At 72.6% G+C, this 21806-nt stretch carries 18 protein-coding genes; 7 read left to right on the top strand and 11 right to left on the bottom strand.

The annotated features are described in order from the left end of the window. Positions 1 to 264 precede the first annotated feature (264 nt). Entirely contained in the window at positions 265 to 2769 is a 2505-nt protein-coding gene (locus ACPXCS_RS34545; RefSeq protein ID WP_425951469.1) for an ATP-binding protein, read from the top strand. Positions 2770 to 2836: 67 nt separating this feature from the next. Here ACPXCS_RS34545 and nucS read toward each other — a convergent pair whose 3' ends face one another. Then, a complete protein-coding gene (gene nucS / locus ACPXCS_RS34540; protein WP_425951468.1) occupies positions 2837 to 3508 on the bottom strand; it encodes an endonuclease NucS in 672 nt (223 codons plus the stop codon). A gap of 252 nt (positions 3509 to 3760) precedes the next feature. Between nucS and ACPXCS_RS34535 the strand changes: the two genes are divergently transcribed. Beyond that, on the top strand, positions 3761 to 4153 hold the full coding sequence (locus ACPXCS_RS34535) for an SCO5389 family protein (RefSeq protein WP_369193679.1): 393 nt from the start codon (positions 3761 to 3763) through the stop codon (positions 4151 to 4153). A gap of 80 nt (positions 4154 to 4233) precedes the next feature. Here the strand turns inward: ACPXCS_RS34535 and ACPXCS_RS34530 are convergent, their stop codons facing one another. Next, positions 4234 to 5262, bottom strand: coding sequence for an LLM class flavin-dependent oxidoreductase (locus tag ACPXCS_RS34530; protein WP_425951467.1), 1029 nt, complete (start codon positions 5260 to 5262; stop codon positions 4234 to 4236). A 277-nt stretch (positions 5263 to 5539) separates the two neighbouring features. On the opposite strand from ACPXCS_RS34530, the gene ACPXCS_RS34525 reads away from it, so the two are divergent. Beyond that, complete coding sequence (locus tag ACPXCS_RS34525; protein WP_425951466.1) at positions 5540 to 5869, top strand: ATP/GTP-binding protein; 330 nt, start codon at positions 5540 to 5542, stop codon at positions 5867 to 5869. 6 nt (positions 5870 to 5875) lie between these two features. Here ACPXCS_RS34525 and ACPXCS_RS34520 read toward each other — a convergent pair whose 3' ends face one another. The 7 genes from ACPXCS_RS34520 to mce form a co-directional block, all read right to left on the bottom strand. Continuing rightward, positions 5876 to 6748: an ABC transporter permease subunit gene (locus ACPXCS_RS34520; RefSeq protein WP_425951465.1), complete on the bottom strand. Its 873-nt coding sequence runs from the start codon at positions 6746 to 6748 to the stop codon at positions 5876 to 5878. Continuing rightward, entirely contained in the window at positions 6745 to 8091 is a 1347-nt protein-coding gene (locus ACPXCS_RS34515) for an ABC transporter ATP-binding protein (protein ID WP_425951464.1), read from the bottom strand. The genes ACPXCS_RS34520 and ACPXCS_RS34515 overlap by 4 nt, the downstream gene beginning before the upstream one ends. 122 nt (positions 8092 to 8213) lie before the next feature. Continuing rightward, the gene (locus ACPXCS_RS34510) at positions 8214 to 8984 is read right to left on the bottom strand and encodes an ABC transporter permease (RefSeq protein WP_425951463.1); all 771 of its coding nucleotides are present in this window, start codon (positions 8982 to 8984) and stop codon (positions 8214 to 8216) included. 2 nt (positions 8985 to 8986) lie between these two features. Then, the gene (locus ACPXCS_RS34505; RefSeq protein ID WP_425951462.1) at positions 8987 to 9955 is read right to left on the bottom strand and encodes an ATP-binding cassette domain-containing protein; all 969 of its coding nucleotides are present in this window, start codon (positions 9953 to 9955) and stop codon (positions 8987 to 8989) included. 86 nt (positions 9956 to 10041) lie between these two features. Continuing rightward, complete coding sequence (locus ACPXCS_RS34500; RefSeq protein ID WP_184850054.1) at positions 10042 to 10977, bottom strand: cellulose-binding protein; 936 nt, start codon at positions 10975 to 10977, stop codon at positions 10042 to 10044. Between the two features lie 185 nt (positions 10978 to 11162). Further along, entirely contained in the window at positions 11163 to 15110 is a 3948-nt protein-coding gene (scy, locus tag ACPXCS_RS34495) for a polarized growth protein Scy (protein ID WP_425951461.1), read from the bottom strand. Between the two features lie 232 nt (positions 15111 to 15342). After that, positions 15343 to 15783, bottom strand: coding sequence for a methylmalonyl-CoA epimerase (gene mce / locus ACPXCS_RS34490; protein WP_425951460.1), 441 nt, complete (start codon positions 15781 to 15783; stop codon positions 15343 to 15345). A 148-nt stretch (positions 15784 to 15931) separates the two neighbouring features. On the opposite strand from mce, the gene ACPXCS_RS34485 reads away from it, so the two are divergent. Both ACPXCS_RS34485 and meaB read left to right on the top strand, forming a co-directional pair. Further along, on the top strand, positions 15932 to 17131 hold the full coding sequence (locus tag ACPXCS_RS34485; RefSeq protein WP_425951459.1) for an acetyl-CoA C-acetyltransferase: 1200 nt from the start codon (positions 15932 to 15934) through the stop codon (positions 17129 to 17131). Between the two features lie 36 nt (positions 17132 to 17167). Further along, positions 17168 to 18124, top strand: coding sequence for a methylmalonyl Co-A mutase-associated GTPase MeaB (gene meaB / locus ACPXCS_RS34480; protein WP_425951458.1), 957 nt, complete (start codon positions 17168 to 17170; stop codon positions 18122 to 18124). A 365-nt stretch (positions 18125 to 18489) separates the two neighbouring features. On the opposite strand, the gene ACPXCS_RS34475 is transcribed toward meaB, so the two are convergent. After that, entirely contained in the window at positions 18490 to 19119 is a 630-nt protein-coding gene (locus tag ACPXCS_RS34475) for a PepSY domain-containing protein (RefSeq protein WP_425951457.1), read from the bottom strand. A gap of 116 nt (positions 19120 to 19235) precedes the next feature. Here ACPXCS_RS34475 and ACPXCS_RS34470 point away from each other — a divergent pair, with 116 nt between their 5' ends. Then, the gene (locus ACPXCS_RS34470; protein ID WP_425951456.1) at positions 19236 to 19904 is read left to right on the top strand and encodes a response regulator transcription factor; all 669 of its coding nucleotides are present in this window, start codon (positions 19236 to 19238) and stop codon (positions 19902 to 19904) included. Continuing rightward, positions 19901 to 21310 carry a sensor histidine kinase gene (locus ACPXCS_RS34465; RefSeq protein WP_425951455.1) on the top strand — a complete coding sequence of 470 codons (1410 nt, stop codon included), beginning with the start codon at positions 19901 to 19903 and terminating at the stop codon, positions 21308 to 21310. The genes ACPXCS_RS34470 and ACPXCS_RS34465 overlap by 4 nt, the downstream gene beginning before the upstream one ends. Before the next feature lie 10 nt (positions 21311 to 21320). Here the strand turns inward: ACPXCS_RS34465 and ACPXCS_RS34460 are convergent, their stop codons facing one another. After that, entirely contained in the window at positions 21321 to 21797 is a 477-nt protein-coding gene (locus ACPXCS_RS34460) for a MarR family winged helix-turn-helix transcriptional regulator (protein WP_425951454.1), read from the bottom strand. Between the last annotated feature and the right edge of the window lie 9 nt (positions 21798 to 21806).

Below are 21806 nucleotides of genomic sequence, written 5' to 3'. Positions count from 1 at the left end.
CCCTGTACGGGTGTGAACCGGGCGACCGGGGAGACCCGGACGGACGTCGTCGAACCGTGCGACGCGCACAATCCTCACGAGACCGTGACGTTACGGACGGCGCGGTACCCCGGACTGTCGTAGATACTGTGCGAAGGTTTAGGGTTCGGCTGCCCGCTGACTTGTCACCCTTCCAGCGGGCCCGGACCAGAAGCGACAGCGCGGTGTGCAGCAAGGCCGGGAGGGGCTTTCACAGCACACACCCGCTTTTGGGGGGCTTGACCTATGGACCCGAACACCCGGGGACCCGAGGAGTACGGCCACGAAGGCGACGGCCAGGGGCCGCGCCAGCGCCCGCCCCGGGAATCCCTCACACCCGACTTCGGCCAGCACGCGCCGGCGCTCGCCCGCACGGTGCAGCTCGTCTCCGGCGACTTCCTGCTGACCGTCAACCCCGTCGACGGCAGCGAGATAGAAGCCTGCCCGCCCGCCGAACGGCCCGCCCGGCCCGTGAAGCTCACCCCGGCCGAACGCGCCGAGGCCGAGCGCGCGTCCCGGCCGCCCGTCCCGCCCGGCCCCGCGCAGCCCGCGCTGCCGCTGCTCGCCCGGCAGGACGAACGCGAGCAACTGGTGCGCCTGCTCGCCCGCGGCCGCTCCGTCCGCCTCACCGGCCCGGGCGGCTCCGGCCGCACCCGGCTGCTCGACCTGGTCGCCGAGGACTGCGCGGACCTCGCCCCCGACGGGGTGGTCCGCCTCAACGGCTTCGGCCGCACCTCGGGCGACCTGCTGTACGACCTGTTCCACGCCGTGTACAGCGCCCCCCTGCACCGCCCGGACCGGGACGAGCTGCTCACCCACCTCGGTGAGATCGGCGCCGTCGTGGTCCTCGACGACCTCCAGTTCGGCGGCGCCGCGCTCGACGAGCTGCTGGACGCCACCCCCGAGTGCGCCTTCCTGTTCGGTGCCACCCCGGACGTGCCCGCCCCGTCCGCCGACGCCGGGATCGAGGAGGTCGTCCTCGGCGGCCTGGAGCGCGCGGACGGACTCGACCTGCTGGAGCACGCCGTCGGCCGGCCCCTCACCGAGGAGGAGTCCACCTGGGCGGGCGACCTCTGGTTCGAGTCCGAGGGCCTGCCGCTGCGCTTCGTCCAGGCCGGCGCCCTGCTGCGGCAGCGCGACCGGCTGCGCGCCGGCGCCGGAGCCGTCGACGAGTTCGGCGTCTTCGAGGACGCGCCCCCGGCCGATGCCGCCGACGCCTACGACCTCGGCGACGACGTGCCGCTGCCCGCGCTCGGCGAGGCCGCGGCACCCGCACCGCTGCTCGCCTCCCGGCTGAGCGCCTCCGCGCGGGCCACCCTGCGCTTCGCCGTCGCCCTAGACGGGGAGATCCCGCACCAGGCGCATCTGCCCGCCCTGGTCGGTGACACCCACGCGGACGCCGCACTCGGCGAACTGGCCGCCTGCGGCCTGGTCTCCGCGGTCGGCTCCCGCTACCGGCTCGCCGCGGGCGTCCCCGCGCAGCTGGAGGCCGCCGGATACGCCGACGAGGCCGAGGCCGGCGCCCGCAGCGCCGCTCAGCACTACTCCTGGTGGGCCGGACACCCCTCGGTCACCCCCGAGCGGGTGTGCGCCGAGGCCGACGCGCTCCTCGCCGCCCTCACCGTGCTCGGGCCGCTCACCACCCCGCCGGCCGAGGGCGAGGAGAGCGCGGCCGTGCACCTGGCCCGCACCGCCGCCCCCGCGTTCGCGGCCGGACTGCACTGGAGTGCCTGGGAGCGGACCCTGCGGGCCGGCGCCGAGGCCGCCCGGCTCGCCGGTGACGTCGCCGAACAGGCCTACTTCCACCACGAGCTCGGCATCCTCGCCCTGTGCGGCGGCATGCTGGACCGGGCCCGCAGCGAACTGGAAACCTCCATCGGGCTGCGCGGCGCCCTCTCCGACAAGCGCGGCACCGTCGCGGGCCGGCGCGCGCTCGCCCTGGTCGCCGACCGCTCGGGCACGCCCATCGGGCTCGGCCCGACCGCGGCGGAGGAGGTCCCCGACGCCCGCTACGAGGAGTCCGCCTCCCCGGCCGGCGGTGTCCCGGCGGCCTTCCCGACGCTGCAGCCGCCCACCACCCCGGCCCTGGTCACCCACCGCAGCTCACCCGCGCCCTCGCGCAAGGCCCGGGGCGGGCTCAAGGGGCTAGCCCGGCGCAACCTGGTGGCCGCCGGCGCGGGCGCCCTGCTCGTCGCCGTGCTCGGCACGGTGGTGACGCTCGGCGCCACCTCCGACAACGAGCCGAACACGCCGTCCGACCAGGTCGGCGTCAACCCCTCGGCCAGCCAGGGCGTGGGCGACGGCAGCCTGGGCGCCGACCCGGCGGCCAACGAGGGCGAGGGAGAGCCCGGCGCGGCGGCCGGCCGTCCCACCGACCCGGGCCCGGACGGCACGCTGGGCACGTCGGACGACCCGACGCCGACCGCCTCCCCGAGCGGCTCGGCGGACCCGAGCGACTCGGCGTCGGCGTCGACGCCGCCGTCGTCCTCCAAGCCCCCGTCCACGTCCAAGCCGCCGGCGACCTCGAAGCCGCCCACCACGTCCAAGCCGCCGACGACGTCCAAGCCGCCCACGTCGGAGCCGCCGACCTCCGAGCCGCCCACCTCGGAGCCGCCGACCTCCGACCCGCCGTCCTCGCCGTCCACGTCGGACTCGGCGAGCGGACCGGCCTCCAGCGCGCCCGCCAGCACCACGGCGAGCGCGCCGGAGAGCGGCTCGGGCGTGCCGGGCGGTTCGCCCTCGGTGATCTGACGCCCCTTCACACGGCAGGGCCGGGTCCGTTCCGCGGACCCGGCCCTCTTCGTCGTGCGCGCGCGTGTCAGAACAGGCGCAGCTTGTCGTCCTCGATGCCGCGCAGGGCGTCGTAGTCGAGGACCTGGCAGCCGATGCCCCGGTCGGTCGCGAGGACGCGGGCCTGGGGCTTGATCTCCTGGGCCGCGAAGATGCCGCGGACCGGGGCGAGATGGGGATCGCGGTTGAGCAGCTCCAGGTAGCGCGTCAGCTGCTCCACGCCGTCGATCTCACCGCGCCGCTTGATCTCCACCGCGACGGTCCTGCCGTCGGCGTCCCGGCACAGGATGTCCACCGGGCCGAGGGCCGTCGGGTACTCGCGGCGGATGAGCGTGTAGCCCTCGCCGAGTGTCTCGATGCGGTCGGCGAGCAGTTCCTGCAGGTGCGCTTCCACGCCGTCCTTGATCAGGCCGGGATCGACGCCCAGTTCGTGCGAGGAGTCGTGGAGGACTTCCTCCATCGTGATGATGAGCTTCTCGCCCGCCTTGTTGATGACGGTCCAGACACCCTCATCCTCGCCGGTGCCCTCCTTCAGGGTGCACGGCGGCGACATCCAGTTCAGGGGCTTGTAGGCCCGGTCGTCGGCGTGGATCGAGACGCTGCCGTCCGCCTTCACCAGGATCAGGCGCGGGGCCGAGGGAAGGTGGGCGGTGAGCCGCCCGGCGTAGTCCACGGAGCAGCGGGCAATGACGAGACGCATGGTCGGCAACGCTACTCGACGGGCGCCGGTCCACGCGATTCGCCCTGGAAAACGCGTGTTCGGTAATGGCCGATTGTGAGCAGGGAGTGCTCACTGGGAGTGTCTCATCTGCGCATTTTCCTGGTGCCGCCCCCGGCCGTTGCTTACCGTATGAACGGGAGGTCGCGGTGCGTGTACGCAGCGTGTCCGGTATCGCGCTCTCCCTCATCTGTCAGGCAACCCCTGCTCCTTGGGGGTGCGAGAGGAGAACTCATGTCGCTCGACGTCTCACCGGCCCTACTCGAACAGGCCGAGCGAGGCGAGGTCGACGAAGCGGAATTCGTCGACTGCGTCCGGACCTCCCTGCCCTATGCGTGGGAGATGATCAGCTCCCTGGTGGCCCAGCTGAAGGTGGACGGCGGTGCGTTCGCCGACAACCAGACGCCTCCGCCGGACGAGCAGGCACGCGGTCAGCTGCTGCGTGCGCTTGCGAGTGACGCGATACGCGGCGCGCTGCAACGGCACTTCGGTGTACGCCTGGCCTTCCAGAACTGCCACCGGGTGGCCGTGTTCCCGCTTGACTCCTCTGTCGACGAGAAGCTGACCCGCTTCACCTCGGTGCGCAGTCAGGTGCTGAACCAGTCGCCCGAGTTCCGGGACTGCTGACGCGGCGCCGCCGGCTTGTCGCTCCGTACGCGGGAGGTGCAGTTCTGTACCGGAGCGGCAAGCCCCAGGGAGCCATGCTCTCAGGTGAGTTGGGGGAGCACCTCGGCCCCCAGCCGCCGCACGTTCTCCTCGGTCGCCGCCAGGTCTCCTGAGCCCTCGACGAGCAGCGCGAAGCGGGAGATGCCGGTCCGCTCGCTGGTCGCCGCCAGCCGGTCGGCGCACAGCCGCGGCGTGCCCACCGGGTGCAGCCCGCAGAGCAGTTCGGTGTACGCCAGCGGGTCGCGCATCCGGCGTGTGCGCCCGTCGACCGTGACATGGGCCTGGAGGCCCTGCTTCAGCCAGCCCGGCATCGCCTTCAGCAGTGTCTCCGCCGCGTCTTCCCGCCGGTCCGCGATCTGGCAGACGCCGGCCGACACATGGGACGCGCGGTGGATCTCCTCCGCCGGCCGCCCGCAGGCCCGGGCGTGCTGCCGCCACAGGGCGACCATCTCCGCCTTCTCCTCGTCGCCCACGTGCATCCCGAGGAGCATCGACAGGCCGCGCTCCGCCGCCAGCCGCACGCTCGCCGGGGACGTGCAGGCGACGACGAGCTCGGGCCCCGCGACCTCCGTGAGCGCCTCCGAGGGCCGGGGCACCACCGGGACCTCACGGAAGCGGAAGCGCTCCCCGTCGGCCGCCACGGACGGCTCGCGCAGCCACCGCCGAAGGACGTCCAGGGACTCCGGGAACCCCTTCTCGTAGGCTTCCAGGCCCGCGCCGAACACCTCCAGGTCGACCCACGGGCCGCCGCGTCCGACGCCGAGCGTGAAACGGCCGCCGCTCGTGTGGTGCAGCAGCGCCGCCTGTTCACCGAGGGCCACGGGGTGGACGGTGGGCAGCACGCTGACCGCCGTACCGACCCGGATGCGGCGGGTGCGGCCCAGCAGAAAGGCGGCCAGGGTGACGGCGGACGGGCACGTGCCGTACGGCACGAAGTGGTGCTCGGCCAGCCAGACCGTGTCGAGCCCGGCCTCCTCGGCGACCTCGGCCGAGCGGACCGCGCGGTGCAGCGCCTCTCCCTCGCCCTGACCGGGGAACTGGGCTGCCAACACGAAACTTCCAACGCGCATTGCTTTCCTGCTTCCTTGGCTCCGACACGGAGCTCCCCCACAGGGCATAACCGTCTGACACGTGCCGAGGACACGGCCGGCCGGGGTAATTTGCGGATTGTCTGCAGAATGGGCCGCCGTGCGCGGGGCCTCGGGGGAGAGACACCGCGGGCGGGCCCGGCGGAGAGCCCGCCCCGCCCGGCAGGGACTTGTGGCGATTGGTGCCGTACACGTACCCCTCCGGGCGCCGCGTAGGCTGGACACGGCCCGCTTCCTGTATAGCCCCGAGAGGTGTCCCGTGTCCCCGCGTCGCAACCGACCCAAGGGCGCCGGATCGTCCGGCCGGACTTCCGAGGACGACCGCGGCCGCTACGGCGGCTGGCAGTCCTCGGAGCACTGGCGGGGCGAGAGCTGGAGCGTGCGGCACGTGGCCGGCGCGAGCGCGCAGGGCAAGTCCTACCGCTGCCCCGGCTGCGACCAGCTGATCCCCGACGGGGTGCCGCACGTGGTGGCCTGGGCCGAGCACACCGGCGTCGACGACCGGCGGCACTGGCACAGGGCCTGCTGGAACGCGCGGGACCGCCGCACCCCTGGGGTGCAGCGGTCCCGTAACGCGCCGAGATTCTGACCGGGCTCAGACGTCCCGCTTCTCCAGCAGCGCGAAGGCGGCGGCGAAGGCGACGGCCGTGGCGCCCAGCATGATCCACAGCGGGTCCCAGCCGGACGGCCCGGACGGGCTCAGGGAATTGGAATAGAAGACGCTGAGCTGGTTCGGGATCGAGTACTCGAACAGCGCGTCACGGACGTCCTGCAGCGACTCCGAGAACATGAACAGCGCGATCACCAGAGGGGCCAGGACGGCGCCGATCATCAGGGTGATGGCGCCCGCCGAGTGCCGGATGATCGAGCCGACGGCGAGCGAGAGCAGGCCCAGCAGCGCCACGTAGGCGGCGACGCCGACCGTGCCCCTCAGCCACTCCCCGCCGGAGGGGGACCGGGCGCCGTCGCCCTCCAGCATCGCCACGTGCAGGAAGGCGACCAGGGACGCGGACACCAGCGTCACGACGAACGCGACCAGGAAGAACACCACGGCCTTCGCCGCCAGCACCCGGCCCCGGCTCGGGCAGGTGACCATCGTGGTGCGGATCATGCCGGTGCCGTACTCCGAGGCCGTGGTCAGCACGCCCAGCGTGATGATGCACATGCTGCCCAGCAGCAGCCCGAAGAAGCCCAGGCCGAGGGGGCTCTCACCGCCCAGGGCCGGGTCGGATTCGGCCACCACCACACCGGTCAGCGTGCCGATGCCGATGACGAGCAGGACGAACACGCCGAGCGTCCACATGGTGGAGCGCACCGACCTGATCTTCGTCCACTCGGACGCGACCGCCTGCCCGAGGTGCGTGCGCACGACGGGGATCGGCGAGGTGTAGCCGGCCGGGAACGAGGTGCCGGGCGCCGCCTGCCAGGCGGGCGCGGCCTGCGGCATCTGGGACTGGGGGCTGCTCATCGGGCGTCCTCGGGCTTGGTCAGGTCGGGGGTCGTCGGGGCGGCGGCGGGCGCGGACGGCGCGGCGGCGGGCGGCGCGGGCGCGGCGGCCGGCTCAGGTGCCGGGGCCTGGGCCGCCGGGGCCTGGGCCGGCCGGTCCGGGGCCGCGGGCTGCGGAGGGCTCTGGGGCGCCTGCGGGGCGGCCTGGGGCGCCTGGGGCGCGGGCTGGGCGTACGGGTTGGGGGTGCCCGGTCCGGAGGCGCCCTGGGCGGGTCCGTACGGGCCCGCCGGGGACTGGGCCGGGACGCCCTGCGGCGGCATCGAGAACGGCTGCCCGCCCTGCTGGGGCGGCGGCGGGGCGTACCAGCCCGGCTGGCCCTGCCCCGGCACCGGCATCGGCGGCTGCACGCCGGGCGGCAGCGGCTGCTGCAGGCCCTCCTTCTGGTCGGCGGTCGAGCGGTAGTCGACCGCGCCCTGCGTCATCCGCATGTAGGCCTCCTCCAGCGAGGCCTGGTGCGGCGACAGCTCCCACAGCCGGACGTCGGCGCTGTGCGCGATGTCGCTGATGCGGGGCAGCGGCAGTCCCGTGACGCGCAGCGCGCCGTCCTGCTCGGGCAGCACGTGCCCGCCCGCCTCGGTGAGGGCCGACGACAGCTTCTCCCGCTGCTGCGGCTCGGTGTCCGGGGTCCGCACCCGCGCGAAGTCCGCGGAGTTCGCCGAGATGAAGTCCGTCACGCTCATGTCGGCGAGCAGCTGCCCGCGCCCGATCACGATGAGGTGGTCGGCGGTCAGCGCCATCTCGCTCATCAGGTGGGAGGAGACGAAGACCGTGCGGCCCTCCGCGGCGAGCGCCTTCATCAGGTTGCGCACCCAGAGGATGCCCTCGGGGTCGAGGCCGTTGACCGGCTCGTCGAAGAGCAGCACCTGCGGGTCACCGAGCAGGGCCGCCGCGATGCCGAGCCGCTGCCCCATGCCCAGGGAGAAGCCCTTGGACCGCCGCTTGGCCACGTCCTGCAGACCGACCACGCCGAGCACCTCGTCCACCCGCCGGGCCGGGATGCCCGACAGCTGGGCCAGGGACAGCAGGTGGTTGCGGGCGGAGCGGCCGCCGTGCACGGCCTTGGCGTCCAGCAGGGCGCCGACCTGGCGGGCGGCGTTGGGCAGCCTGCGGTACGGATAGCCGCCGATCGTCACCTGCCCGGCCGTCGGGTTGTCGAGCCCGAGGATCATCCGCATCGTCGTCGACTTGCCCGAACCGTTCGGCCCGAGGAAGCCCGTGACGGCGCCGGGCCGTACCTGGAAGGAAAGGTTGTACACAGCGGTCTTGTCGCCGTAGCGCTTCGTCAGGCCGACTGCTTCGATCATGCTCCGCACCCATCGCAAGGTTCAGGACAGCGGGGCACACGCCCCCGTAAGGGTTAGGAGGATATCGAGGCGCTGACGGTTCCGCCCAAGAGGAGGTAAAAGGTGGGGCCCGGCCCGTCCCGCTAGGCGTCGCGCTTCTTCAGCAGCACGTACCCGCCGATCAGCGCCGCGAGCACCCACAGCCCCATGATCCCCAGGCCGCCCCACGGCCCGTAGGGCGTGTCGTCGTCGAGGGGCGGGACCACCTGCATGATCCTGCTGCCGGCCTGGTCGGGCAGGAACCGGCCGACCTTCTTCGTCGCGTCGACGTTCCCCAGGATGTTGGAGATGAGGAAGAAGAACGGCATCAGGATGCCCAGCGACAGCATCGGCGAGCGCAGCATCGCGGCGACGCCCATGGAGAACATCGCGATCAGCGTCATGTAGAGGCCGCCGCCGAGCACCGCCCGCAGCACTCCGGGGTCGCCGATCTCCGCCCGGTGGTCGCCCAGCATCGCCTGCCCCAGGAAGAAGGCGGCGAAGCTGGTGACGAGACCGACCAGCAGGGCGAGCGCGGTGGCCACGGCGATCTTGCTGAACAGGAAGGAGCCGCGCTGCGGCACCGCCGCCAGCGAGGTGCGGATCATGCCGGTGCTGTACTCGTTCGAGACGACCAGCACCCCGAACACGATCATCGCGAGCTGGCCGAGGCTCATCCCGGCGAAGCTGATGAACGTCGGGTCGAACTCGGCCCGGTCCTGGGCGTTCATCGAGTCGAACTCGTTCTTCGACAGGGCCGAGATCAGCATGCCGAGCGCGACCGTCACGACCACCACCAGCGACAGGGTCCACACCGTGGACGCCACCGACCGGATCTTGGTCCACTCCGACCGTACGACCTGGGTCACCGCCATGCTCAGCCCTTCTTCCAGCCGTCGCCCCACTGCTGCTGCGGTGGTGGTGGCGGCCCGGCGCTCGTCCCGGTGCGGGCGTGGTACTCCACCGACTCCGCCGTCAGCCGCATGAACGCCTCCTCCAGCGAGGCCTGTTGCGGGCTCAGCTCGTGCAGCGTGATCCCGTGCCGCGCCGCCAGCTCACCGACGTGCTCGGCCTTGTCGCCGTCCACCTCCAGCACGCCCTCTGCGCTCTCCACGACGGCCACCCCCGCCTGGTGCAGCACATCCAGCAGCCGCTCCCGCTGCGGGCTGCGCACCCGGACGTACGAGCGCGAGTTGCGCGCGATGAAGTCGGCCATGGAGGTGTCCGCCAGCAGCCGCCCCTGCCCGATCACGACCAGGTGCTCGGCCGTCAGGGCCATCTCGCTCATCAGGTGGGAGGAGACGAACACGGTCCGGCCCTGCGCGGCCAGCGACTTCATCAGGGTGCGGATCCAGTGGATGCCCTCGGGGTCGAGACCGTTGACCGGCTCGTCGAACATCAGGATCCGCGGGTCGCCGAGCAGCGCGGCCGCGATGCCGAGCCGCTGCCCCATGCCCATCGAGAAGCCCTTGGTCTTCTTCTTCGCCACCGCCGTCAGCCCGACCGTCTCCAGCACCTCGCCGACCCGGCCGCGCGGGATGCCGTTGCTCTGCGCGAGACACAGCAGGTGGTTGTAGGCGCTGCGGCCGCCGTGCCAGGCCTTGGCCTCCAGCAGCGCGCCGATGTACGTCAGCGGGTCCTTGAGCTGGTGGTAGCGCTTGCCGTCGATGCGGACGTCGCCGGCGGTCGGGTGGTCGAGACCCAGGATCATCCGCATGGTCGTGGACTTGCCCGCGCCGTTCGGACCGAGGAACCCGGTGACGATGCCCGGTCTCACCGTGAACGACAGGTTGTTGACCGCCACCTTCTCGCCGTACCGCTTGGTCAGCCCCTCCAGCTCAATCATGCCCGCCACGCTAGAACGGGACAAAGCCCTCTGCCACCCGAGCGGCAGAGGGCTTTGCGGAGGTTCAGACTCCGTATGCCGGGTCGTTACCGGGACTGCTGGGCCGGGACCCCACGGGAGATGGGCTCGTCCTCGGCCGGCGTGCCGGCGGCGGCCACCGCGGCGCCCGTGAGCGTCGCGAGCATCTCGCGGACGTTCGTCAGCTGGGCGTTGATGCTGTCGCGGCGGTTGGTGAGGGCGGCCAGCTCGCGCTCGGATTCCGAACGGATGCGGTCGGCCTTGGCGTTGGCGTCGGCCACGATGTCCTCGGCCTGGCGCTGGGCGGTCTCCACCGTCTGGCGGGCGCGGCGCTCGGCGTCCGTGCGCAGCTTCTCCGCCTCCAGGCGCAGCTGCTCCGCGCGGTGCTCGATCTCGGCGAGGCGCTTCTCGGCCTTGGCCTGACGGGAGGCCAGGTCGCGCTCGGACTGCTCGCGGCGCTTGGCGAGGTTCGTCTCGAAGTCGGCGGCGGCCTGCGCGGCCTTGGCGCGGGTCTCCTCGAAGAGGGCGTCCGCCTCCTCACGCTTGGACTGCGCGTCCTTCTGCGCCTCGGAGCGCAGCTGGGCGGCGTCACTCTTGGCCTTCTCGACGATCCGCAGGCCCTCGTCCTCGGCCTTAGCCTTGCGCTCCGCGGAGTACGACTCGGCGTCGTTGCGCACCTGCTGCGCCGCCGACTCGGCGAGCTCGCGGTGCTGTTCCGCCGCGCGCCGGGCCTCCTCGCGCAGGTCCTTCGCCTCTTCCTCGGCGAGGCGGAGGATCTTCTCCACGCGCGCGCCGAGACCCGCGTACGACGGCTCGGCGTCGGTGATCTGGGCCTGGGCGTTCTGCGTCTCGAGGTGGAGCTCTTCGATGCGCTTTTCCAGAGCGGTGATGCGGGCGAGAGCGCTGTCACGGTCGGAGACGAGCTTGGAGATACGTTCGTCCACCTGAGCGCGGTCGTACCCACGCCGCACAAGCTCGAAGCCGTAGGGGGAAGTGTCGCTCATGGGGTTCCTGTCGAATGAGACCGGTGAGGTGATAGATGGAATCCTAGGGGCCGAAACGGTGTGTCATCGAGCGGATGCGCGTTTGATCTGGAAAATGACACCCCTTTTGGGTGGCTGACCGCCGGACGGCTTGCCAAAGTCTTGGTCAAGGCCCTTCAGCGCGCACCGGGTTCGTCCGGTTTTCGCTAGCTTTCCGAGCTCTTGCCACCCGATCGGGGTGCGCCGACCGTCGCTCCCGCCTTGACTCCGTTGTCCTTGCCCGCGGACGGCGCCTCGAAGGACTCCAACGCCTCCAGGACGTCCTGGACACGGGAGATCTCGGCGTTGATGTCCTCGCGGCGCCGGACCAGGACCTCCAGCTCGCGCTTGCCCTCCTCGACCGTGCGCTTGGCCTCGCGGATCGCCTCGGCCTTCAGCTCCTCGGCCTCCCGGACGAGCGTGTTCTTCTTCTGCTCGGCCTCCTTGAGCAGCCCCTCGGCCTTCTTCACCGCGGCGATGCGGACCTTGCCCGCCTCGGAGTTGGCCTCCGAGACGATCTCCTTGGCCTTGGCCTGCGCCTTCGCGAGCTGCTCCTCGGCCGCCTTCACCAGCGCGTCGCAGCGGTCGCCCGCCGTCTTCATCGCCTCGGCCGACTCCCGGCGGGCCCGCTCGTGCAGCTCCTCGATCTCCGAGGTGATGCGGTCGCGCAGCTCCTCGGCGCGCTCCCTTATCTGCGTGGCGTCCCGGCGCGCGCCGACCAGCAGCTCGTCGGCGTCCGTACGGGCCTTCTCCACCAGCGAGTTGCCCTCGACCGTCGCCTCGGAGACGATCCGGTCGGCCTCCGTGCGGGCCGCGCCCACCATCGTGTCGGCCTGCGCCTCGGCCTCCGCGGTGGTCTTGTGCGCCTGCTGCTGCGCCTCGGTGAGCAGCTTGTCCGCCTCGGCCGTGGTCTCCGTGATGAGCTTGTCGACCTGCTCGGCCGCCTCGGAACGCCGCTTGTTGGCGTCCTTGCGGGCCTCGTCCAGGGTGCGGTCGGCCTCCTCGCGCGCGGTGGCGACGAGCCGCTCCGCCTCCGCCGCCGCGTCGGTCTTGACGCGCTCGGCCTCGGAGCGGACCCGCTCGGCGTGCTGCTGCGCAGAACCGACCGTCTCGGCGGCCTCGGCGCGCAGCCGCTCCGCCTCGCCGGTGGCCTCCCCGACCAGCTGGTCGGCCTTGGCGACCGACTCGGCGCGCAGCCGCTCGGCCTCCGCGGCGGCCTCGGACCGTACGCGCTCGGCCTCGGAGAGGGCCTCCGTGCGCACCCGCTCGGCCTCGGTGACCGTCTCCATGCGCAGCCGGTCGGTCTCCTGGACCGTCTCGGTGGTGAGCCGCTCCGCCTCGTTGCGCGCCTCGGTGATGAGGGCGTCCGCCTGCGCCGCCGCGTCCGACCGGATGCGGTTGGCGTCCTCGCGGGCGTCCGCCCGGGTGCGCGAGGCGCTCTGCTCGGCCTCGGCGATCGTGTCCGACGCCTCCGTGCGTACCCGCTGGGCGTGCTCGGCGACCTCCGTACGGATCCGCTCGGCCTCCGTGATCGCCTCGGACATCGTCCGCTCGGCGAGCGCCTTGGCGGCCTCGGACTCCTCGTGGGCCTCGCGCCGCAGCCGGCCGGCGTCCTCGCTCGCCCGCTCCCGTTCGGCGTAGGCGTCGGAGCGGACCCGGTCCGCCTCCTCCTGGGCCTCGCGCCGCGTACGGTCCGCCGCGTGCTCGGCGGCGGAGCGCAGCCCGGCGATCTCGTCCTGCGCCTGCTCGTGCAGCCCCGCGACGGAGTCCCGGACCTGCTGGGCGTGCTGCTCGGCCGCCGACACCATCTCGGTGGCGCGCCGGTCGGCCTCCTCGACCAGCCGGACGGCCTCGGTCTGCGCCTCCTCGACGCGCTTGCGCGCCGAGGCCAGCAGCTCCTCGCTCTGCTCGCGGGCCCGCTCGCGCTCCTGGTCGGCCTCCTGCCGGGCGCTGCCGAGGAGTTCCTCGGCCTCACGGCGCCGGCGGTTGGCCTCCTCCTGCGCGGCGGCCAGCGTCTCGGACGCCTCCGCGGCGAGCCGCTCGGCGGCGGCCTGCGCCTCCGCGCGCATCCGGTCGGCGCTCTCCTGCGCCTCCGACTTCAGCCGCTCGGCCTCGCTCGCGGCCTCCGTGCGCAGCCGGACGGCGACGGCCTCGCCCTCGGCACGTGCCGCGGACGCGTCCGAGGCGGCCTCGTCGCGCAGCCGCTCGGCCTCGGCCTCGGCCTGCTGCTGGAGCGTACGGATCCGCTCGGCGGCCTCGGCGCGCAGCCGCTCGTTCTCCTCGGCGGCCTCGCGGCGGATCCGCGCGGCCTCCTCACGGGCGTCCGTCAGCGCCTGCTCGGCCGCCGTCAGCCGCTCCTCCGCCTCCGCCTGGAGGCGCCGCAGCTCCTCGGCGGCCTCCGCCCGCCGGGCCTCTACGGCCCGCTCGGTCTCCTCGTGCAGCTCGCGCGCCGCGCGCTCGGCGTCCGCCCTGAGGGCCTCGGCCTGCTCGACGACCTCCTCGCGGTGCCGCTCGGCCTCCTGCCGGGTGCGCTGGAGCGTCTCCTCGGCCTGCCGGCGCAGCGTGGTCGCCCGCTCGATGGCCTCCGTGCGGACCTTCTCGCTGTCCGTCTGGGCCGTCGTGCGCAGCTCGTCCGCGTCCGCCTTGGCCTTGGCGAGCAGCTCCTCGGCGGACTTCGCCGCCTCCTCGATCTGCGCCACGGCCTCCTTGCGGGCCTCGGCGCGGATCTTCTCGCCCTCCTCGACGGCGTCCGCCCGCAGTTGCTCGGCCTCGCCGCGCAGCCGGCGGGCCTCCTCCTGCAGCTCGACCGTCTTGGCGCGGTACTCCTTGGTGTCGTCCTTCGCCGCGCCCTTGAGCTGCTCGGCGATGTCGTGCGCCTCGGCGCGCAGCCGGTCCGCCTCGGCCTCGGCCTCCTTGCGGATCCGCTCGGCCTCCTCGGCGGCGGCCTTGGTGGTCTTCTTGGCGTCCTCCGACGCCTTGTTGAGGACCTCCTCGGCCGTGCGGGCGGCCTTGGACAGCTGGGTCGCGGTCTCCTCGGCGGTGAGCGTGCGGGCCTTCTCGGCGGCCTCGGCGACGATCTTCTCGGCCTCGGCACGGGCGTCCGCGACGAGCTGCTCCGCCTCGGACTTGGTGCTCTCGGCCTCCTTCGTGGCCTCCTCGACCAGCCGGGCGACCTGCTCCTTGGCCGTGCGCGTACGCGTCTCGTTGGCGGCCTCGGCGCTCGCCAGGGCCTTGGCGGCGGCCTCCTTGGCCTCGGCGACCAGCTTCTCCGACTCGGCCTGCGCCTTGCGCAGCGCCTCCTCGGCCTCGGCCATCCGCTGCTCGGCGGCCTTGCTGAGCTCCTGGGCGCGGCGGCGCGCCGACTCGGACTCCGAGACGGTGGACGTGCGCAGTTGCTCGGCGTGGTCGGTGGCCTCCTGGGCCTGCGTGGAGGCGGCGTTCAGGAGCCGCTCGGCGTCCGTGCGGGCACGCCGCAGGATCTGCTCGGCCTCCGCCCGGGCCTCCTCGGCCGCGTTCGTCAGCCGCTGCCGGGCCTCGGTCGCCAGCCGCTCGGCCTCCGCGCGGGCGGTGGCCAGGGCCTGCTCGGCCTCGGCGCGGGACTCCTCCAGCAGCCGGCGGGCCTGCTGCTCGGTGCGGGCGCGCAGCTGCTCGGCCCACGCCACGTTCTCGTTGACGTGGGACTCGACCGTCTGGCGGCGCTCGGCCAGCTCCTGGTCCAGCTGCTGGCGGCGGGTCACCGCCTCCTGGTGCAGCTCGGCCTGGAGCCGGGCCGCCTGCTCGGCGTGCTCCTGGAGGATCCGCTGGGTCTGGGCCCGGGCCTCGCTCAGCTCGCGGTCGGCGTCCGCGCGGATCTGGTCGGCCTGCATCTGCGCGTTGCGCAGCAACTGCTCGGCCTGCCAGCCAATGTCGCCGCCGTCGAAGGAGGGCCGGGACATGATGGTGCGCCGCGCCTCGTGCAGCTTGGCGCGCAGCACCTCGACCTGGTAGCCGAGGTCCTCGGCGTGCTGGATCGCCTTTTCCCGTTCGGTCTTCAGCCGCTTCATCTCGGCTTCGAACCGAGAGAGGTGGTCGACGTCAGCCGCCGGCTCTCGCTCCTGGCTCTCGTAGCCCCGCACTGCGCGGTCCCATCCGTCCCCTGGTCGCAACTCTTTCCGAACGAGCTCCGTCCATCCGCCGAACGGGGCCCCCGGGGAATGGTGTCAGATCATCGGCGGAGCAGAGGCTGCTGCCCCGGCGCTCGTCCCCCGAAACCCGGACCCCGGTGGTCCTGCCGTCGCACGGCGGGACCGCGGTCACCCTGGTTGAGCGGCGACCGCACCCAACCCTACCGGCCCCTATGTACGAGGGTCAGTGCTCAGGTGACTCAACGGGCGCCGAAGTGACCAGTTCTGTCAGTACGCCATGGCAGTCCTTGGGGTGCAGGAAGGTGATCCGTGACCCCATGGAACCGCGTCGGGGCTCTTCGTACAGCACGCGTACGCCCTTGTCGCGGATGTCCGCGGAGTCCGTGTCCACATCCGCCGTACCGAAAGCGATGTGGTGGACGCCCTCCCCGTTCTTCGCCAGCCACTTCGCGACGGTGGAGTCCTCCCGGGTCGGCTCCAGGAGCTGCAGGTAGGTGGCGCCGCCGTCGGACGTCTCGTTGATCTTGAGCATGGCCTCGCGCACGCCCTGCTCCTCGTTGACCTCGGAGTGGAACACCTCGAAGCCGTAGGTGGCACGGTAGAACTCGACGGTCTTGTCGAGGTCGAAACAGGCGATTCCGATGTGGTCGATTCGCGTCAGCATGGTCTCAGTGCAGCGCCCCCGAGGTGGTTACGCAACGTGCGCGCGATCACACCGACGGCCCGATGACGGCACGGAGTGCCACTCAGTACATTCGAAGTAAACCCTCGTTCACTCCTCGGCTGTGCAGCCGGTAAGGGGATCGCAGCTCATGTCTTCTGCAACGACCAGCTCGGTCATCGTCTCGGGCGCGCGTACGCCCATGGGACGGCTGCTGGGCTCCCTGAAGTCCTTCTCCGGAGCCGACCTCGGCGGCTTCGCGATCAAGGCCGCCCTCGACCGTGCGGGGATCGGCGGCGACCAGGTGCAGTACGTGATCATGGGCCAGGTGCTCCAGGCCGGGGCGGGGCAGATCCCGGCGCGCCAGGCCGCGGTCAAGGCGGGCATCCCCATGAACGTGCCGGCGCTGACCATCAACAAGGTGTGCCTCTCGGGCCTCGACGCCATCGCCCTCGCCGACCAGCTGATCCGCGCGGGCGAGTTCGACGTGATCGTCGCCGGCGGCCAGGAGTCCATGACCAACGCCCCGCACCTGCTGCCCAAGTCCCGCGAGGGCTTCAAGTACGGCGCCGTCCAGATGCTGGACGCCATGGCCTACGACGGCCTGACCGACTCCTTCGAGGGCGTCGCCATGGGCGAGTCGACGGAGAAGCACAACACGCGCCTGGGCATCGGCCGGGCCGAGCAGGACGAGATCGCCGCGCTGTCGCACCAGCGGGCCGCCGCCGCGCAGAAGAACGGCCTGTTCGAGGCCGAGATCACGCCCGTCGAGATCCCGCAGCGCAAGGGCGACCCGGTGCTGTTCAGCAAGGACGAGGGCATCCGCGGCGACACGACCGCGGAGTCCCTCGGCAAGCTGCGCCCGGCCTTCTCCAAGGACGGCACGATCACGGCCGGTTCCGCCTCGCAGATCTCCGACGGCGCCGCCGCCGTGGTCGTGATGAGCAAGGCCAAGGCGCAGGAGCTCGGCCTGGAGTGGATCGCCGAGATCGGGGCGCACGGGAACGTGGCCGGGCCGGACAACTCGCTGCAGTCGCAGCCGTCCAACGCGATCCAGCACGCGCTGAAGAAGGAAGGGCTGGGCGTCGAGGACCTCGACCTCATCGAGATCAACGAGGCGTTCGCGGCCGTGGCCGTGCAGTCCATGAAGGACCTCGGCGTGTCCACCGAAAAGGTGAATGTCAACGGTGGTGCCATTGCCCTGGGTCACCCGATCGGGATGTCCGGCGCGCGGCTCGTGCTGCATCTGGCGCTGGAGCTGAAGCGGCGGGGCGGTGGCGTCGGCGCGGCCGCGCTGTGCGGTGGCGGTGGTCAGGGTGACGCGCTGATCGTCCGGGTCCCGAAGGCCTGACGGCTTTCCGAACCCCCTCTCGAGAACGGAGCTGTGATGCAGGACGTCTCCACGCTGGTGGCCCAGGCCAGGGAGGGGCGGCCGCGGGCCGTCGCCCGGCTGATCTCCCTGGTGGAGGGGGCGTCCCCGCAGCTGCGTGAGGTCATGGCGGCGCTGGCGCCGCTGACCGGCGGGGCGTACGTGGTGGGGCTGACCGGGTCGCCCGGGGTCGGCAAGTCGACGTCGACCTCGGCGCTGGTCTCCGCCTACCGCAAGCAGGGCAGGCGGGTCGGCGTGCTCGCCGTCGACCCGTCCTCCCCGTTCTCCGGCGGCGCGCTGCTCGGGGACCGGGTGCGGATGTCGGACCACGCGTCCGACCCGGGCGTGTACATCCGCTCGATGGCGACGCGAGGGCATCTGGGCGGGCTGGCGTGGGCCGCCCCGCAGGCGATCCGGGTGCTGGACGCGGCCGGCTGCGACGTGATCCTCGTCGAGACGGTGGGGGTCGGGCAGTCGGAGGTGGAGATCGCCTCGCAGGCGGACACGTCCGTGGTGCTGCTGGCGCCGGGGATGGGGGACGGGATCCAGGCGGCCAAGGCCGGGATCCTGGAGATCGGCGACGTGTACGTCGTCAACAAGGCGGACCGGGACGGGGCCGACGCGACGGCCCGCGAGCTCAACCACATGCTGGGGCTCGGGGAGTCGCGGGGGCCGGGTGACTGGCGTCCCCCGATCGTGAAGACCGTCGCCGCGCGGGGTGAGGGCGTGGACGAGGTCGTCGAGGCGCTGGAGAAGCACCGGGCCTGGATGGAGGAGCGGGGAGTCCTCGCGGAGCGGCGGATGGCCCGGGCCGCGCGCGAGGTCGAGACGATCGCGGTGACGGCCCTGCGGGAGCGGATCGGCGACCTGCACGGGGACCGGCGGCTGGGGGCGCTCGCGGAGCGGATCGTGGCGGGGGAGCTGGATCCCTACCGGGCGGCGGACGAACTGGTGACGGGCCTGACGGAGGGCTGAGCCTGCCGGGAGGCGGCCGGGCCGCGGTGGGTGGTTTCGCCCGTTGTCGTGCGTGGGTCGGGGCCGCGCCGGGGGGTGTCCGTCCTCGGAACGGCGCGATCGACTTGCGTGCCGACTGACTGTTCGTTGACGCGCCAACCGCTGCGGGCGGACACCCCCCGACACGGCCCCTTGCGTAGTACGGCGGGTGCGGGTCCGCCTAGCCGCGGGCATGCGTGTCGCCAGGGGCGATGGGGGTCCCCCCTGCTCGAGCGAAGCCGAGAGCTTGGGGGAGGGTGGGCGCGGCGGCACCCCGCTGCGCCGGGTTGCGCATCGCCCCGGCGTCAGCACGGACGCCGGGGCGGTTGAAATCTGGCAGTGAGATGTCAGTCCTGGTCGTCGTCCTGGGCATCGGTACGGTCCGCCGTGACCTTGCCCGACGTCAGGTCGACCTTCCAGTCCTGCTCGGCGCCGCCGGACTTGCGGGTCTCGGCCTCCCAGGACGTGGCCTTGCCGTCCTCGTCCAGGTCGACTGAGGTCACCACGCCCTTGCCGGCCAGGGCCCGGGCGGCCTCCTCGGCCGTCACCGAGGAACCCTTCAGCGCCGCCCGCACCTGCGCCGTGTCGTCCTCGTCGTCCGTGTGCGAACCGAGCACCTTGCCGTTCGAGGGGTCGACGCTCACGCTGTGCCAGGCGTCGTCGCCGGACAGGACGTCGACCTTCCAGACCACCTTGCCGCCGTCGTCCTCGTCGTCCAGCTCGGCGGAGACGGCCGTACCCGACGTGTGCTTCAGCGCGGAGGCGATCGCCTCGGGCGCCGTGACCTCGGCGGTGGAGGCACGCGCGTCGTCGTCGCGGTCGTCCGCGCCGTCCCGGGCGTCGTCGCCCGTCAGCCGGGTGTTGGCCGCCTGCCGCGCCGAGCCCTCGTCGTCTCCCGTGGTCGCGAGGGCCGTGGCCGTACCGCCTCCGATCAGAGCGGCGGCGGTCACAGCGGCGATCACGATGTTGCGCTTCATGCGGATTCCTCCCGAGTCGTTTCGTTTTCGATGTCTTCGACTCTGGCCGACCGAGGCTGAGAGGAAGCTGAAGGCCCCTGAAGGGATCTTCAGCTTCCTTTTGCCACTCTTGACGCATGCGCCTGTTGATCGTGGAGGACGAGAAGCGGCTGGCCCTGTCGCTCGCCAGGGGCCTGACGGCCGAGGGGTACGCCGTGGACGTCGTCCACGACGGGCGGGAGGGGCTGCACCAGGCCTCGGAGGGGACGTACGACCTGGTCATCCTCGACATCATGCTGCCGGGGCTCAACGGCTACCGGGTCTGCGCCGCCCTGCGCGCCTCCGGGCACGAGGTGCCGATCCTGATGCTGACGGCCAAGGACGGCGAGTACGACGAGGCCGAGGGGCTCGACACGGGCGCGGACGACTATCTGACCAAGCCGTTCTCGTACGTGGTGCTGGTCGCCCGGATCAAGGCCCTGCTGCGGCGGCGCGGGCAGGGCGCGGGCGCCTCGCCGGTGCACGTGCACGGGGATCTGAAGGTGGACACGGCCGCGCGCCGGGTCTTCCTCGGCCAGGACGAGATCGCCCTGACCGCCAAGGAGTTCTCCGTGCTGGAGCAGCTCGTGCTGCGGGCCGGCGAGGTGGTGTCCAAGTCCGAGATCCTGGAGCACGTCTGGGACTTCGCGTACGAGGGCGATCCGAACATCGTCGAGGTGTACGTCAGCACCCTGCGGCGCAAGCTGCGGGCGGGGCTGATCCGGACCGTGCGCGGGGCCGGGTACCGGCTGGAGACCTCGCCGTGAGGCGGCTGTTCGGATCCGTCCGGGCGCGGGCCACCCTCGGTGCCACGCTGGTGGTCGCGGTCGCCCTGGTCGCCGCGGGCACGGCCGTGCTGCTGTCGCTGCGGTCCAACCTGATGGGCGAGGCCGGCACCCAGGCGGAGCGTTCCGCGCGGGCCGTGGCCTCCGAGCTCGCGGCCGGGACGCCGTACGCCAAGCTGTCGGGGCTGGACGGGGACACCGGGCCGGTGCAGGTCCTCGACGAGGACGGGCGGCTGGTCGCGGTCAGCGAGGACCTGGAGCGGATCAGCGGCACGGACAGCGCCCGCGTGAAGGCGCAGCCTTCTCCGGTGCCGGGCGGCGACGACGAGGACGACTCCGGCGAGGAGGGCGCGGCCCTCGAACCCGGGGAGATCTCCTCGGAGAGCGTCTTCAGCAACGGGTCCGCGACGGTCGACGGGGACACGGAGGACTACCGGTACGCGGCGGTGGAGGTCGAAACCCACGACCGCGGCACTCTCACGGTCTACGCCGGCGCGCCGCTGGCCGCCGAGCACGGGGCCGTGCGCACCGCGCTGACGGTGATGCTGATCGGGTTCCCGCTGCTGCTGGGCGTGGTCGCGGGCGTGACCTGGCTGGTCACCCGGCGGGCCCTGCGGCCGGTGGAGGGCATCCGGCGCGAGATGGCCGCGATCACCCGCTCCGAGGACCTCGCGCGACGCGTCCCGGAGCCCGACACCCACGACGAGATCGCGCGGCTCGCCAGCACCACCAACGAGACGCTGGCGGCCCTGGAGACGTCCGTGGAGCGGCAGCGGCGGTTCGTCGCCGACGCCTCGCACGAACTGCGCAGCCCGATCGCCTCGCTGCGCACGCAGCTGGAGGTGGCCGCCGCCCATCCCGAACTGCTGGACCTCGACGGGGCCGTGGAGGACACCGTGCGGCTCCAGCGGCTCGCCGCCGACCTGCTGCTGCTCGCCCGGCTTGACGCGGGGGAGCGGCCCGTCGACACGCGCGTCGACCTGGCCGGGCTCGCCCGGGAGGAGGCCGAGGGGCGGTCCGGGGTGAGCGTGGTGGCGGAACCGGTCGAGGTGGCCGGGTCGAAGGGGCAGCTCGGGCGGGTGCTGGCCAACCTGCTCGACAACGCCCAGCGGCACGCACGGTCGGCCGTGACGGTCAGCGTGCGACGGGAGGGCGACCTGGCCGTGGTCGGGGTGGCCGACGACGGGGACGGGGTGCCGGAGGCCGACCGGGAGCGGATCTTCGAACGGTTCGTCCGGCTGGACGCCGCCCGCAGCCGGGACGACGGAGGAGCCGGGCTGGGGCTCGCCATCGCCCGGGACGTCGCCGTACGGCACGGCGGCACGCTCACGGCGGGCCAGGGGCCCGCAGGCGGAGCCCTGTTCGAACTCCGCCTGCCGCTCGTCTAGCGGAGTGCGGTCACGGGCGTCCGCGCTGCCCGCGCAGGTGCTCCGCGATCGGCTTGAGGGCCTTGTCGAGCTCCGTCAGGGCCTCGGGGGACAGCAGGTCGATGAAGTGCCTGCGCACGGACGCCACGTGGTGCGGCGCGACCTTCTGCATCGTCGCCATGCCGTGCTCGGTGAGGACCGCGTAGAGCCCGCGGCGGTCCGACTCGCAGTTCTCCCGCCGGACCAGGTTCGCGTTCTCCATGCGCGTGATCTGGTGCGAGAGGCGGCTCTTGGACTGGAGCGTGGCGGAGGCGAGGTCGCTCATCCGCATCCGCAGGTCCTCGGACTCGGAGAGATTCACCAGGATCTCGTAGTCGTTCATTGTCAGGCCGAACGGCTGCAGGTCCTTCTCGAGCTGGTACGTCAACAGCCTGTTGACCTCCAGGTGGGTGCGCCAGGCGCACTGCTCCGCATCGGTCAGCCAGCGGGTGGCCGTCTCGGTCTCCATGAATGAAGT

This window comes from Streptomyces sp. DT190 (assembly GCF_049846985.1).
GTDB lineage: Bacteria > Actinomycetota > Actinomycetes > Streptomycetales > Streptomycetaceae > Streptomyces.
The sequence above is the reverse complement of the archived record's forward strand: the minus strand, read 5'-3'. Positions and strand labels throughout refer to the sequence as shown.